This is a genomic window from Nocardia yamanashiensis NBRC 100130, from assembly GCF_001613325.1.
Taxonomy (GTDB): domain Bacteria; phylum Actinomycetota; class Actinomycetes; order Mycobacteriales; family Mycobacteriaceae; genus Nocardia; species Nocardia yamanashiensis.
The window spans coordinates 90,270-105,106 of record NZ_BDCD01000004.1 but is presented as its reverse complement, the minus strand read 5'-3'; the positions used below and the strand labels follow the sequence as shown (position 1 = coordinate 105,106).

11 protein-coding genes and 2 tRNA genes are annotated in these 14,837 nt (G+C 68.1%); 8 read left to right on the top strand and 5 right to left on the bottom strand.

The window, feature by feature from the left end:
* Positions 1–37 precede the first annotated feature (37 nt).
* Complete coding sequence (locus tag NY1_RS04150; RefSeq protein ID WP_067708495.1) at positions 38–1,759, top strand: N-acyl-D-amino-acid deacylase family protein; 1,722 nt, start codon at positions 38–40, stop codon at positions 1,757–1,759.
* Positions 1,760–1,765: 6 nt separating this feature from the next.
* Here NY1_RS04150 and NY1_RS04145 read toward each other — a convergent pair whose 3' ends face one another.
* The 4 genes from NY1_RS04145 to NY1_RS04140 form a co-directional block, all read right to left on the bottom strand.
* A complete protein-coding gene (locus tag NY1_RS04145) occupies positions 1,766–2,554 on the bottom strand; it encodes an SDR family oxidoreductase (protein WP_233434194.1) in 789 nt (262 codons plus the stop codon).
* Positions 2,555–2,567: 13 nt separating this feature from the next.
* Positions 2,568–2,645, bottom strand: a tRNA-OTHER gene (locus NY1_RS42630).
* A gap of 1 nt (position 2,646) precedes the next feature.
* Positions 2,647–2,724: transfer RNA gene (locus tag NY1_RS42625), tRNA-His, on the bottom strand.
* Positions 2,725–2,879: 155 nt separating this feature from the next.
* On the bottom strand, positions 2,880–3,764 hold the full coding sequence (locus NY1_RS04140) for an alpha/beta fold hydrolase (RefSeq protein ID WP_067708492.1): 885 nt from the start codon (positions 3,762–3,764) through the stop codon (positions 2,880–2,882).
* A 157-nt stretch (positions 3,765–3,921) separates the two neighbouring features.
* On the opposite strand from NY1_RS04140, the gene NY1_RS04135 reads away from it, so the two are divergent.
* From NY1_RS04135 to NY1_RS04125, 3 genes are read left to right on the top strand one after another with little or no spacing between them, the layout of a single operon-like run.
* Positions 3,922–5,310, top strand: a complete 1,389-nt coding sequence (locus NY1_RS04135; RefSeq protein WP_067708489.1) for an allophanate hydrolase — start codon at positions 3,922–3,924, stop codon at positions 5,308–5,310.
* Positions 5,307–5,996 carry a cysteine hydrolase family protein gene (locus NY1_RS04130; protein WP_067708485.1) on the top strand — a complete coding sequence of 230 codons (690 nt, stop codon included), beginning with the start codon at positions 5,307–5,309 and terminating at the stop codon, positions 5,994–5,996. Before NY1_RS04135 ends, NY1_RS04130 begins: the two co-directional genes overlap by 4 nt.
* Before the next feature lie 8 nt (positions 5,997–6,004).
* The gene (locus tag NY1_RS04125; protein ID WP_067708483.1) at positions 6,005–7,588 is read left to right on the top strand and encodes a SulP family inorganic anion transporter; all 1,584 of its coding nucleotides are present in this window, start codon (positions 6,005–6,007) and stop codon (positions 7,586–7,588) included.
* Positions 7,589–7,601: 13 nt separating this feature from the next.
* Here NY1_RS04125 and NY1_RS04120 read toward each other — a convergent pair whose 3' ends face one another.
* Positions 7,602–10,781, bottom strand: coding sequence for an acetyl-CoA carboxylase family protein (locus NY1_RS04120; RefSeq protein WP_067708481.1), 3,180 nt, complete (start codon positions 10,779–10,781; stop codon positions 7,602–7,604).
* 138 nt (positions 10,782–10,919) lie between these two features.
* Between NY1_RS04120 and NY1_RS04115 the strand changes: the two genes are divergently transcribed.
* Genes NY1_RS04115 through NY1_RS04100 form a run of 4 tightly spaced genes read left to right on the top strand, consistent with a single transcriptional unit; the run spans position 10,920 to position 14,824 of the window.
* Positions 10,920–12,296, top strand: a complete 1,377-nt coding sequence (locus NY1_RS04115; protein WP_067708478.1) for an ABC transporter substrate-binding protein — start codon at positions 10,920–10,922, stop codon at positions 12,294–12,296.
* Entirely contained in the window at positions 12,293–13,144 is an 852-nt protein-coding gene (locus tag NY1_RS04110; RefSeq protein ID WP_067708477.1) for a metallophosphoesterase, read from the top strand. The genes NY1_RS04115 and NY1_RS04110 overlap by 4 nt, the downstream gene beginning before the upstream one ends.
* Positions 13,141–14,022: a carbohydrate ABC transporter permease gene (locus tag NY1_RS04105; RefSeq protein ID WP_067708474.1), complete on the top strand. Its 882-nt coding sequence runs from the start codon at positions 13,141–13,143 to the stop codon at positions 14,020–14,022. The genes NY1_RS04110 and NY1_RS04105 overlap by 4 nt, the downstream gene beginning before the upstream one ends.
* Positions 14,012–14,824 (top strand): carbohydrate ABC transporter permease, encoded by an 813-nt coding sequence (locus tag NY1_RS04100; protein WP_067708471.1) that lies wholly within the window; start codon positions 14,012–14,014, stop codon positions 14,822–14,824. The genes NY1_RS04105 and NY1_RS04100 overlap by 11 nt, the downstream gene beginning before the upstream one ends.
* Positions 14,825–14,837 lie beyond the last annotated feature (13 nt).

The following is a 14,837-nucleotide window of genomic DNA, read 5'->3' as shown; positions in this document are numbered from 1 at the left end:
CGGCGAAACGGTTGTCTCAGTCAGAAGGTGAACCGCGATGGTGGAATTCGACGTCGTCATCCGTGGGGGTTCGGTGTTCGACGGGACCGGCGCCGCGCCGATCGCCGCGGATGTCGGGATCCGCGCGGGGGTGGTCGCCGCGGTCGCGCCCGGACTGGCCGAGGGTGCGCGGACCATCGACGCGCGAGGGCGGTGGGTCATGCCCGGCCTGCTCGATGTGCACACCCACTACGACGCGGAAGTGCTGCTGAGTCCCGGGCTGGGCGAGTCGGCGCGGCACGGGGTGACCTCCATCGTGCTCGGCAACTGCTCGCTGTCGACGGTGTACAGCGACGCCGACGACTGCGCGGATATGTTCGCCCGGGTCGAGGCGCTGCCGCGTGAGCTCGTACTGGATGCGGTGAAGCAGGCGAAGACCTGGGCGGATCCGGCCGGGTACGCGCGGGCGATCGATGCGTTGCCGCTGGGCGTGAATGTGGCGGCGTTCCTCGGTCATTCCGATATCCGGGCCGCCGTCATGGGTCTGGGCCGATCGGTCGATGCCGCCGAGCGGCCCACGCGCACGGAACTGGATCGTATGCGGCGAATGCTCACCGACGCCCTCGATGCCGGGTTCGTCGGACTGTCCACCATCCGCAGCTCGTTCTCCAAGCTCGATGGCACCCGGTATCCCGCACGCCAATTGCCCTCTACCTACGCGAGGTGGTCGGAGTATCGCGCGCTCAATTCGGTACTGCGGGAGCGGGGACGGGTGCATCAGAGCACCCCGAACCTGAGCAGCCGTGCCGAGATCGCTCTCTACCTGCAGCAGAGCCTCGGCCGCCTGGGTCGTAAACCTTTGAAGACGACCCTGATCTCGGCCGCGGATATCAAAGCCGATCGCACCGTCGCCCGCGCCGCCACCGCCGTCGCGGCCTTGACCAACCGCGCGGGCGGCGATTTCCGCTGGCAGCATCTGCCGGTCCCGTTCGAGGTATACGCCGATGGCGTGGACCTGGTCATCTTCGAGGAATTCGGTTCCGGCGCAGCCGCTCTCAACATCCGCGACGTGCTGGACCGCAACGACCTGCTGGCCGATGAAACCTACCGCCGCCAGTTCCGCAAGGACGTCTCGAAACGCTTCGGCCCCCGAGTCTGGCATCGCGACCTCGACGACGCCGAAATCGTCTCCTGCCCCGACACTTCCGTCATCGGACTGTCTTTCGCCGAAGTAGCCCGCAGCCGCGATATCGAACCGGCCGACGCCCTCCTGGACCTCACCGTCGAGCACGGCACGAAACTGCGCTGGCGCACCACCATCGCCAACGACCGCGACGACGTCCTCGACACCCTCCAGCAGTCCCCGCACGTCCAGGTGGGTTTCGCCGATTCCGGTGCCCACCTGCGCAATATGGCCTTCTACAACTTCGGCATCCGCCTGCTGGAGCGCGTGCACCACCGCGGCTTCATGCCTGTCGAAAAGGCCGTGCACCGCCTCACCGGCGAACTCGCCGACTGGTACGGCCTCGACGCCGGCTACCTCCGCCCCGGCACCCGCGCCGACGTCACCGTCATCGACCCGGCCGGCTTCGACGGCTCCGCCAGCGCTTACGCCGAAGCCCCCTACCCAGGCGAAATGCACATCGACCGCATGGTCAACCGCAACGACGCCGCCGTCACCGCAACCATCGTCAACGGCCAACTCGTCTACGCCAGCGGCGAATTCACCCCGGGATTCGGCACCACCCTGCACGCCGGACGGTTCCTCACCGCGAAGTAGCCGCAGCTACCGCCAGTGCAGGTCGCCCACCGCCGCGGCCTCCGAACCACCGTCCGCGAAAACGACCTGCCCGGTGACGAACCGATTCTCCGGTCCGGCCAGCCAGCAGAGGAGCTCGGCGATCCATTCCGGCCGCCCCGGAAACCCGCCGAACGGTTGCGGCGCAGCACTTTCGATCGCCGCCCGCACCTGCTCATCCTCGAAGATCCACGCCGCCGCCGGGGTATCGACCACGCCCGAAGCGACAATGTTCAACGCGATGCCCGCGCCCGCCCACTCCGGCGTCGGCGCGACCCGCCGCACCCACCGGTTCAAGGCCCGCTTGGCAATCCCGTACCCACCCGTGGGCCCGCCGCCGGTCGGATCGGCTGCCAGATACTCCACCGCCGCAGCCTCGTCCCCGTCCAGGCAGGCCTGCACGATCCGCTCGTCCGCCGGAGCCAGCGACGACGTGGACGACACGGCCACCGCCCGGGGTGCGGAACTGTCCGCCAGTAACGGCCGCAACCCTTCCAACGTCGCCACCGCCCCGAAGTAATTCGTCTCCAGCAGCCCGGTCCGCCCACCCCCGGCGATCGCGAGCACCGCATCGATCGTCCCGTACGCACTGACCTGATCGACCAGCGACCGCCGCCCCTCCGGCGTCGACAGATCGGCGCACACCTCGGCATTCTCGAGATCACACCCGATCACCTTCGCACCTCGCGCGCGCAGCAATGCGGCCGTCGCCGCCCCGATCCCCGACGCCGATCCGGTCACCACATAGGTCCGGCCGGCTGCACCATGCGACATCATCACACCACTGTAGTGAGGGCGATGGGGATCGAACCCACCCGCGAAAGCACCTGTTTTACAGACAGGTTGAGCCACCAGGCTCCTCGCCCTCCTGGGCTAAGCGACGGGACTCGAACCCGCTAATGACCAGTACCACAAACTGGTGCCTCGACCGCTTCGGCTTCGCTCAGCGTGAATCAGTGCGCCGAATGCTGATGGAGGGGTGCGGGTTCCGCGAGGGGATACGAGAAAGGCAGCGGGGTGGTCGGGATGCGAGTCATGGCCGTGCCTTTCCGTCTCGGGGGATTTGTTGAGTGGAACGGTAACCGGGTTCGGGTGGCGGGCGCTACCGAATTTCGGCGGGGGTGGAGTCGTGTGCGCCGAGAAAGGTCCGGATTCGGGAGATGACCTGATCGGGAATCTGGTCCAGGACGCCATGGGCCGTAGCGGGGAAGATTTCGGTTTCGGCGTGACGGGCGTGCTCGGACAGGCGGCGGGCAGTGATTTCCGGGGACGAGACGATGGATTCCGCGCCGCAGATCGCCAGGGCCGGGGTCGAGAGAGCTTGCAGTTCTTCGTCTTTCAGCACTCGCGCCCAGCCGAGGCCCATGCGGTAGCCGAGTGCCGCTTTGGCGCCGCGAGTTTCGAGATCGGTGAGGGTGACCCCGGGGGTGAGCCATTCGCCGGCTTTGCGGAAGCCCTTCTCAGGTCCTTGGATGCCGAGCCAGAGCATTTTCAGCAGGACACTCGCCTTGGGTTTGGCGAACATGCCACCGGGTTCGATCATGGTGAGGGAGACCAGGCGGTCGGGAGCGTGCAGCGCGATAAGGGCGGCGTGCCAGGCGCCATGCGAGAGCCCGACCACGTGGACACGGTCGAGGCCGAGCGCCTCGAGAACGTCCGTGAACCAGATCGCGAAAGCCCCTTCGTCCTTCAGCGGCTCGGTCTGCACGCTGCGGCCGGCGGTGCCGATGGTGTCGAGCGCGTAGACCTTGCGGTCACCGAACCGCTCGACGTATTTCTGCCAGTAGAGACTGTTGCCGCCCAGCCCGTGCAGCAGCACGACCGGGGTCGCGGTGCCGGATCCGGTGATGCGCACATGCGTGGACCCGAACGAGGTCGAGACGTCTGTTGTGGTCGCGGGAACCGTGCAGGTCGCTTCGTATTCCGCGTAGAACCGCAGGAAGTCCGTCCGCGCCTGCTCGTTCTTGAACCGCCCGATCTTGGCCATTGCCACCCCTCATCATCGTTGATGGTACGACCGTATCACAGACTTGGTATGGACGTACCAGTAAAGGTGGTGTGCCGAGGTGGCGCCGCCGCTTGCGCTTACACGGTCGATACATTGCGAGCCGTTTCGCTTCATACAACGTGTCCACAATCGACGGATGTGGAAACCCGGACCTACCATCGCCGAGATCCTGGCTTCGCACGAAAGCGGTAGCGGGTCACCGACTTCCACCGCCGCGCGGGTCGCCGATGCCATGGCGGCCGCGGGTGCGGACGGGACGTGGATCACGCCGGTGCCGCGGGAGCGGTTACTGGCCGCGGCGGCCGAGATCGAGCAACGGCCGGGCGCGCGGACGCTGCCGCTGTACGGGGTGCCGTTCGGGGTGAAGGACAGCATCGACGTGGCGGGGTGGCCGACCACGCTGGCGTGCCCCGACTTCGCTTATGTCGCAGAGGAAACGGCTCCGGCGGTGCAGCGGCTGCTGGATGCGGGGGCGTTGTTCGTCGGGAAGACCAACCTCGATCAGTTCGCGACGGGGTTGAACGGGACGCGCACGCCGTATCCGATTCCGCGCAGCGTGTACGGGCGGGAATTGATCTGCGGCGGGTCCAGTTCGGGGTCGGCGCGGGCGGTGGCGCTGGGGCAGGTGCCGTTCTGCGTGGCGACAGACACCGCCGGGTCGGGGCGGGTGCCGGCGGCGCTCAACGGGATCGTGGGATGGAAGCCGTCACGCGGGCTGATCAGCACCGTCGGGCTGGTGCCCGCGTGCAAGTCCCTGGACTGCATGACCGTGATGACCTCCTGTGTGGCCGACCTCGATCGGGTGTTCGCGGTGATGTACGGGCCGGACCCGAACGATCCGTGGAGCCGGCGGCGCGGGCCCATGTACGAGGGCGCGACGCTGCGGGTCGGGCTGCCCGGCATCAGCGAGCTCGAGTTCTTCGGCGACGCGGAGTTCGAAGACGCGCATATGGCGTTCCGGGATCGACTGCGGCGCATCGGATTCCGATGTACGCCCACCTCGCTGCAACCTTTCCTCGCCGCCGGGGAACTGCTCTACGCCGGACCGTGGGTCGCCGAACGACTGGTGGAGTTCGACGAGTTCCTCGCCGAGCGACCGGACGCGTTCCTGCCGGTGATCCGCGAAATCCTCACCGGCGGCCGACGTTTCCGGGCGGTGGACGTGTTCCGCGCGCAACAACGGCTGCAGGAACTACGCGCGCGGGTGGCCCGGCTGTGGCACGACTTCGACGTGATGGTGGTCCCGACCATCGGCACCACCTTCACCGTGGACCAGGTGCTGGCCGACCCCATCGCCACCAATACCAAGCTCGGGCACTACACCCACTTCGGGAACCTGCTGGATCTCACCGCCATCGCGGTGCCGATCGGGGTGACCGCCGACGGCCGGCCGCTGTCGGCCATGGTGTTCGGGCCCGCGCTCGCGGACGACACCGTGCTCACCGCGGCCGCCCGCATCCTCGACGAGCCGCGCCAGTCCCCGGCGCACCTGTTCAACCGGCTCGCAGAGAAGGAAAGACGATGAGCGCACCACCCCCGATCCCGGCCCGGCCCGGACCTTTTCCCTTCGCTCCGGACTCCACGGCGCTACTGGTCATCGATATGCAGCGGGATTTCCTGCTACCCGGCGGGTTCGGGGAAAGCCTCGGCAATGACGTGAGCCTGCTGCGCGCGGTCATCGATCCCCTCGCGGCGCTCATGAGCGCGGCCCGCGCGGCCGGGATCCCGGTCATCCACACCCGCGAAGGCCATCTGCCGGATCTCTCCGATTGCCCGCCCGCGAAACTCTTGCGCGGCAACCCATCCCAGCGCATCGGCGATCCCGGACGGTTCGGCCGGATTCTGGTGCGCGGCGAGTACGGCCACGACATCATCGACGAACTCACCCCGCTGGCCGGGGAAACCGTGATCGACAAGCCCGGCAAGGGCGCGTTCTACGCCACCGAACTGGCCACCGTCCTGGAGCGCGACGGCATCCGCTCGCTGCTGGTCACCGGCGTCACCACCGAGGTGTGCGTGCACACCACCGTCCGCGAGGCCAATGACCGCGGCTACGAATGCCTGGTCGTATCCGATTGCGTCGGTTCCTATTTCCCCGAATTCCAGCGTGCCGGGCTGGACATGATCGCCGCGCAGGGCGGCATCTTCGGCTGGGTCGCCGATTCGGCGGCCGTCCTCGGCGCCTTGTCACCTTCGAACACCCCGGTCTAGGAAGCACCATGTCCGTCGAAACCAAGCTCACCGACGAAACCGGACCCGACACTCCCCTGGCGCTGCCGTGGTGGACGCGCGGGGACACCAACGCCTTCTTCGGGCTCTCGTTCAACATCCTCGTCAATGTGCTCACCCTGACCACGCTGTCCATCGCGGTGGTCAAGATTCCCAGCGCCGATGTGCTCGGAACCGTATTGCCCGCCTTGGGAATCGCGCTGGTGCTGGGCAACCTGTACTACATGCTGCTGGCGCGGCGGCTGGCACGCCGGGAGAACCGGGCCACGGTGACCGCGCTGCCGTACGGGCCGAGCGTGCCGCACATGTTCATCGTCGTGTTCGTGGTGATGCTGCCCATCTACCTGAAGACCGGCGACCCGTTGAAAGCCTGGTCGGCAGGTTTGGCCTGGGCGTTCATGATCGGCGTGATCGTCATGATCGGCGCGTTCGTCGGGCCGTACATCCGCCGGATCACGCCGCGCGCGGCCATGCTCGGCACCCTGGCGGGCATCTCGATCACGTTCATCGCCATGCGCCCGGCCGCGCAGATGTGGGAGGCGGCGTGGATCGGGCTGCCGGTGCTGGCGATCATCCTGATCGGGTTCTTCACCGATGTGAAGCTGCCGGGGAACATTCCGGTGGGGTTGGTGGCCTTGCTGGTCGGCACCGCGATCGGCTGGATCGGCGGATACATGTCGGTGCCGGATGTCACGCAGGCCGCGCACGATATCGCCATCGGCCTGCCGGATCTGCGGTTGAACCTGCTCTTCGACGGGCTCTCGAATCTCGCACCGCTGCTGGCGACCGCGATTCCGCTGGGCGTGTACAACTTCACCGAGGCCATGAGCAATGTGGAGAGCGCCGCGGCGGCCGGTGACAACTACAACCTGCGCAGTGTGCTGCTCGCCGACGGCTGCGGGGCGATCATCGGTTCCGGGTTCGGGTCGCCGTTCCCGCCCGCGGTGTATATCGGCCATCCCGGGTGGAAGGACGCGGGCGGGCGCACCGGGTATTCGCTCGCGAGCGGGGCGGCCATCGGATTGATGTGCCTGCTCGGGCTTTTCGGGCTGCTGGCCACGGTGCTGCCGATTCCGGCCATCGTGCCGATTCTGCTCTACATCGGGTTGCTGATCGGTGCGCAGGCGTTCCAGGCCGTCCCGCGGCTGCACGCGGTGGCCGTGGTCGCCGCGCTGCTCCCGAACCTCGCCGAATGGGGTGTGGGACAGATCGACAATGCGCTCAGCGCCGCCGGCACCTCGGCCGAGAAGATCGGATCCGCCGCACTCGGGCAAGCCGGTGTGGTCTACGACGGCCTGAAAACCCTCGGCGCGGGCGCGGTGCTCGCCGGACTGGTGCTCGGCACGATCGTCACGTTCATCCTCGACAAACGTTTCCGCGCAGCCGCTCTCGCTGCGGCCGTCGGTGCGGCGCTCAGCTGGATCGGTCTGATCCATGCCGCTGAGGTGGATTGGGCGGCCGCACCGAAGGTCGCGCTCGGCTATCTCCTGTTCGCGCTCGTCTGCCTCGCCTATTCCTTCATTCCGGCCGCTAGCGAATCCGAGCCTGAACCGGAGCCCGCGACGGCCGAGTGAATCGAGGCAATGGTCAACGGAGGGTGCGGAGCCACCGGCGGGTGTCGGCGGGGTCGATGACGTCGTCGAGTTCCAGGGCGGTCGCGGCGGTGAGGGCTTTGCCGCTGGCATAGGCGGCGGCCACCAGCGCGTCGAAAGCCGACTGCCGGGCCGCCGGATCCTCGATGGCGGCCAGCTCCTTGGCGAAGCCTAGCCGGACCGCGCCCTCCAGGCCCATGCCGCCGATTTCACCTGTGGGCCAGGCGATCACGAAGCGCGGGGCGCGGAAGGACCCGGCGGCCATGGCCTGCGCGCCCAGGCCGTAGCCCTTGCGCAGGATCACGGTGCCGAAGGGGACGTCCAGGGCCGCCGCATCGATGAACAGGCGGCTGAATTTGGTGACGGTGGCGTCCTTTTCGGCTTCCGGGCCGACCATGAAACCCGGTGTGTCGCACAGGGAGACGATGGGGAGGCGATGGTCGGCGCACAGCCCGAGGAACGCGCTGAGCTTCTCGGCCGCCGGTGCGTCGATCGCGCCGCCCAGGTGATGACAGTTGTTGGCGATGAGAGCGAACGGGCGGCCTTCGATGCGCATGAGGCCGGTGACGATGCCCACCGCCCAGTCGCGGCGCAGTTCCAGGAACGAGCCGACATCGGCGATGGATTCGATGGCCGCGCGAATGTCGTACGCGCGCAAGCGGTTCTCGGGAACTACGTGGCGGGACAGCCGCGGGTCGGGTTCCTGCCATTCACCGGTCTCGCCCTGAAAGTAGGACAGGTAGCGGCGGGCGGTAACGACCGCTTCGGCCTCGTCGGCGGCCACGATGTGCACGACGCCATTGCGGCGCTGGACGTCGATGGGGCCGATGTCCTCGGGCGCGTACACGCCCAGTCCCCCGCCTTCGATCATGGCGGGCCCGCCCATGCCGATATTCGCGTCCGGGGTGGCGATCACGACATCGCACATGCCCAGCAGCGCGGCATTGCCCGCGAAGCAGCGGCCGGACACGATGCCGATCAATGGCACCTGACCCGACAGCGCGCCCATGGCCCGGAAGGTGGTGACATCGAGCCCGGAAATGCCGCCGTGATCGGTATCGCCGGGGCGTCCGCCGCCGCCTTCGCAGAAGAACACCACCGGAAGCCGTTGCTCGCGAGCCAGTTCCAGCATGCGGTCGGTCTTGACGTGATTGCGCACGCCCTGGGTGCCGGCCAGGACCGTGTAGTCGTAGGACAGCACGACGGCACGGGAGCGGTCGGGGCCGAAGCGGTCGGCGTCGATGGTGGCCACGCCCGCGACGAGACCGTCGGCGGGCGTGTTGGCGATCAGGTCCTCCAGGCTGCGGCGCGCACGCTGGGCGGCGATGGCGAGACCGCCGTACTCGACGAAGCTACCGGGATCGACCAGGTCGGTGATGTTCTCGCGGGCGGTGCGGCGGCCCAGGCGGTGACGTTTGGCGACGGCTTCGGGGCGGGCGGCATCGGTCAGGGTGTGCTGGCGGGCATGCACTTCGGCCAGGTCCGGGCGGATCGAATCCAGGTCCAGGACGGTCGATTCGGTGCTCTCGCCGTCGTGCTCGGCGGCCTCCCAGACCAGTAGGACGGCGTGCGGGTCGACGACATCGCCGGGCGTCACGGTGTGGCGCAGGACCCGCAGGGGCGTCTCGGCGCGCAGTACGTGCTGCATCTTCATCGCTTCCAGGACCGCCACCTCGGCGCCGGCCGCGAGTAGTGCGCCCGGGGCCGCGAGAGACACCACGGTGGCGCCCATCGGCGTGCGCAATGGCTGTTCCTCGCCGGACAGTTCGGGGGCGTCGGCGTGCCCGGCCGTGTCGGCTTCGGGTGCGGGCTCCTGGTAATCGGTTGCCCGCGTGTGGAATACGCCGAGTTGCTCCTCGAACCACGCGGTGCCGACCGCTCCGGCCTTCGGCAGTTCGTCCAGCACCGCGCGCAGCAGGCCGAGATTGGTGTCCACGCCAGTTATCACCGTCTCGGCGAGCGCGTCCGAACAGCGTTGCAGGGCGGCGGGATAGGACGGGCCATGGGTGATGATCTTGGCGAGCAGGGAATCGAACCGGACGCCGTGCCGCATGCCGGGGCGCACCGCGGTGTCGACGCGGACGCCGATGCCGGTCGGGGCGCTGAATTCGGTGATCACCCCGGAACTTGGCAGGGGTGTGCCGTCGGCGGTGAGCAGTTCGGCATTGACGCGGGCCTGCACCGCGTACCCGCGCGGGGCGGTGTCCAGCGGCAGTCCCAGCTCGGCCAGGGTCCGGCCCTGCGCCAGGTCCAGTTGCACCGCAACCAGATCCACGCCGGTCACTGCCTCGGTGACGGTGTGCTCGACTTGCAGGCGCGGGTTCACTTCCAGGAACCACGCGTCGTCCCCGGCGACCAGGAATTCGACCGTCAGCACGCCCCGGCTCGTGGTGGATTCGGCGATCCGTACGGCATAGTCGTGCAATCGATTCCGCAGGGCTGCCTCGAGCTCCGGCGCCGGGGCGACCTCGATCAGCTTCTGATGGCGGCGCTGCACACTGCAATCGCGGTCACCGAGCGCGACCGCTCCCGTGCCATCGGCGATGACCTGCACTTCGATATGCCGTGCGCCGATCGCCAGCGCCTCGGCGTAGACGGCGGAGTCGCCGAATCCGGCTTGCGCTTCGGCGCGGCACCGCTCATAGACGTCGGCGGCCTGGGCCGGATCGTGCAGTTCTCGCATACCGCGGCCGCCGCCACCCGCGGCGGCCTTCACCATCACCCCCTGCGGGTGCGCGGCCAGCAACGCCACGATGGCGTCGAGCCCGCCGTCCACCGGCGTCGCCGTGAGCACCGGCACACCGGCGCGTTCGGCCACCGCTCGTGCCGCGAGCTTGTCCCCGAACACGCGCAACACCTCGGGTTCCGGACCCACGAACACCAGCCCGGCCGCCTGGCACGCGGCAGCCAACTCCGCACTCTCACTGAGGAATCCGTACCCGGGGTGCACGAACGCACCCGCCCCGGCGGTCGCAGCGGCGGCCACCACCGCGGCCACGTCCAGATAGGCCGCCGCCCCCGCGCCCGGCAGGCACACCGCGTCATCGGCCAGCCGCACCGGCAGGCTGCCCGATTCCTCCGCCGTGTACAGCGCCAGCGTCGCGTACCCGCGTTCCCGCGCGGTCCGCGCCACTCGAACGGCTATCTCTCCCCGGTTCGCAATCACCACTCGCACGCGGCCAGTGTTCCCGACGAACCCCGAAAATGGGTCATTACATCGCACGTGTCTCAATCCTCGAGCACCGCATCGATCGGCCGATCGCTATCGTCTATCGCGGCGCGCTCCGCCCGATCGCGCTTCGAGACTGGGCGCATGAAGTTGACGAAAGGCACCGGGCGGGCGCTCGGGCTGATGTTCGCGGTGGCGCTGACGACCGCCTCGTGCGGGTTCGGCGACGGCGCGAGCACCGGCGGCACCGCCGCGCCGATTCCGGAATTGCGTGCCGATCAGCAGGTTTCGATCGTTTTCGAGTCCTACAACTACGGGGTGGCCGGGGCGTGGACCGACACGTTCAACGCCCTGATCGCCGAGTTCGGCCAGCAGTTCCCGAATATCAAGGTGACGACGCAGAAGCCGCAGGGCAACAGCCCCAATCCGGCGACCGACACCATTTCCAGTATCCAGAATCAGCTGGTGGCGGGGAATCCGCCGGATGTGGCGCAATTGGGGTTCAGCGATCTGGATTTCACCATCCACCAGCTCGGCGCCAAACCATTGGACACGCTGGTCGGACGGTCCGAGGTGGACCGGAATTTCGAGGGTCAGGGTCAGCCGTTCGCGGCGCGGGCGCGCACCCTCGACGATTGGGACGGGCACACCTACGGGGTGCCGTTCGTATTCTCCACGCCGGTGCTGTATTTCAACGCCTCCTTGTTCGAGCGGGCCGGATTGGATCCCAACCAGCCGCCCGCGACCTGGCAGCAAGTCGCGGATGCCGGGAAGGCCATCGCCGAGAAGACCGGGCAGGGCGGGGTGTACATCGACTGCCTGACCAAGAGCGCCAAAGACTGGTGCTTCCAGTCGATGGTGCGCTCCAATGGCGGCCGGGTGGTGTCGGAGGACCGGCGCACGCTCGGTTTCGCGGAGACGCCCGCGGTCGAGGTCACGCGCATGGCACAGGACCTGGTCACTGCCGGGGCGATGCCGAAGCTCAATCAGAAGCAGGGTTACGAGGCGTTCGCGCGCGGCGAGATCGGCATGATTCTCGAATCCAGCGCCATTCAGGGCACCTTCGTCACCGGCGCCAAGGACAAATGGGACCTGCGGTCGGCGGCCATGCCGCGATTCGGGGACAAGACCGCCATCCCGACGAATTCCGGTGCGGGACTGCATATTCTGTCCAACGACCCGGTGAAGCAGCGGGCGGCGTGGGAGCTGATCAAATTCCTGACCAGTGAATCGGCCTATATCCGGATCGCGCAGAATATCGGCTACCTGCCGCTGCGCACCGGCCTGCTGGATGCCGACAACGGCCTCCGGGACTGGGCGAAACGCAATCCGCTGCTGACGCCGAACCTGGCGCAATTGGCGGTGATGGAGCCGTGGGTGTCGTTGCCGGGCAATAATTATCTGCAGATCCGGGACGGCATGATGGAGGCGGTGGAAGCCGTGGTCTTCCAGGGCAAGGATCCGCAGTCCACGCTCGCCGCCGCCCGCGGCGAGGGCGCGAAACTGATGCCGATCTCATGAGCGACCTGACCATCGTGCAGCTCACCGACACGCACCTGCGGGCGGCCGGCGAGCACGTCCACGGGGTGGTGGACAGTCACGAGAATCTGCTGCGGGTGCTGGCACAGGTGCGGGTCGCGCGGGGGCCGATCCACGCGATCATGCTGACTGGGGATCTCGCCGACAATGGTGCGCCGGAAGCGTATCGGCGGTTGCGTGCGGCGGTCGAACCCATCGCGGCGGAGCTCGGGGCCCGGGTCGTGTACCTGATGGGCAATCATGACGAACGGGTCGCCTTCGGCGAGACCCTGCTGGACCTCGCGCCCGGCAGCGTGGATCCGCTCGCGCCGCACGACTCGGTGACCGAGGTCGCCGGAATGCGGCTCATCGGGCTGGACAGCACGACACCGGGACGGCATGACGGGTGGCTCGAGGACGAGCAATTGCATTGGCTGGCAGCGCAATTGCGGAATCCGGCGGCACTGGGGACCGTGCTGGCCGTCCACCATCCCCCGCTGCCGTCGGCCATCGCGGCCGCCGAGACCTTGAAACTGCGCAATGCCCAGGCGCTGGCGGAGGTGATCGCGGGCACCGATGTGCGGGTGATCCTGTGCGGGCACAACCATCTCACCGGGGCGGGCATGCTGGCGGGCGTGCCGGTGTGGATGGGGCCGGCGTCGTCCTATCGGCTCGAGACCATGCCGCCGGCGGGCCGGTACCGGGCGGGCACCGGGTTCGGTTTCAGCCGCCTCGATATCGTGGATTCGGCGCTGGTCATGATGGCGGTGGAAACGACCGCGGCGCAATCGATCCACGACAGCGACGAGGCCGCCGAGCTGGCGCGCCTGGCCGCCATCATGCGCCGATGATCGCGCGCCGCCTGCGCAGGCGCGCGGTGCCCTACCTGTATCTCGCCCCCGCGCTGATCCTGCTGGTGGTGTGGACCTATCGCCCGCTTGTGCAGGCCCTCGAACTGTCCACTTACTCCTGGAACCTGCTGCCGGGCACCAGCCCGGTGACGGTGGGCGGGGCGAATTACGAACGGCTGCTGAAACTTCCGTCGTTCCGGGAGTCGGTCTGGCGGACGGTCGTGCTGATTCTCGGGCTACTGCCGTTCACGGTGGTGCTGCCGGTGATCATCTGCCTGGCCGCCCGGAAGGTCTCCGGCCGGGCGCGCACGCTGTATCAGGCGATGATCTTCACCCCGTTCCTGGTCGCTCCGGTCGCGGCCGCGGCGGTCTGGCGATGGCTGCTGCACCCCGGCACCGGATTCGTCGACCGCCTGCTCGGCTCGGATCGCAACTGGGTGTACGACGCCGCCACCGCGCCGTGGGTGATCGTCGTCGTCACCGGGTGGCAGCTGCTCGGCTTCGCCAACCTGGTCGTGGCGGCCGGAATGGCCTCCATCAACGGCGAATACGAGCAGGCGGCCCGGGTGGACGGGGCGAGCAGCTGGCAGGTGCATCGGTTCATCACGCTGCCGTTGCTGCGCCCGACACTGCTGTTCCTGGTGCTCACCACCGTGCTGCTGACGCCGATTCTCACCTTCCCGCTCATCGATTCCATGACCCAGGGCGGGCCCGCGCAATCGACCACCAATATCTATTACCTGCTGTGGGAGTACGCCTTCCACACCTTCGACGCCGGGCTCAGCGCCGCGGCGGGAGTGCTGTTGTTCACCGGTTTCGCCGTCGTCGCGGCGCTGCTGGTGTGGATGTCGGAAAAGGTGTCCTTCCATGACGATTGACCGGATCCAGCGGATCGGCGGGCATGTTCTGCTGGGCGGGCTGGCGGTGCTGGCCGTGTTCCCCATCTACTGGCTGTTCGCGACCAGCCTGCGCCGGCCGGAGGACATCGGTTCGCTGGCGCCGCTGCCGTGGCCTTTGTCGTTCGCCAATTACGCCGACGCGGCCGCGAAAGTAGAGCTGACCCGGCTGCTGACCAACACATTCCTGGCCGCGGCCGGGTCGGCGATCGGGCAGCTGCTCATCGCCCTGCTCGCCTCCTATGCGTTCGCGCTGTACAGCTTCCCGTTCCAGCGGCTGCTCTATCTGGCGTTCGTGGGCACCTGGCTGGTGCCGTTCCATGTGACGATGCTGCCGAACTACTTGCTGCTCAACCGATTCGGGTTGCTCGACACCCTGGCCGGGGTCATCCTGCCCACCCTCTGCTCGGCGCTGGCGATCCTGCTGCTGCGGCAGCATCTCGAGGCGTTCCCGAAGGAACTGGTGGATGCGGCACGGGTCGACGGGCGCGGATCCTGGGCGATTCTCTGGACGATCGTGGTGCCCAATCTGCGCCCCGCCCTCGCGGCCCTGGGACTGCTGCTGTTCATCAACGGCTGGAACGAATACCTGTGGCCCGCGATCGTGCTGCGCCGCTCGAACGCGGTCGTGCAGTTGGGTTTACGCAGCTTCATGGGCACCGAGGGCGATCAGTGGGGCCCGCTCATGGCGGTCGCCGGCCTGGCCTGCCTGCCGGTGCTGCTGCTGTACGTGGTGCTGCAGCGCCAGATCACCGACGGCTTCGTGCGGTCCGGCCTGAAGTAGCGGTCCGGCCTGA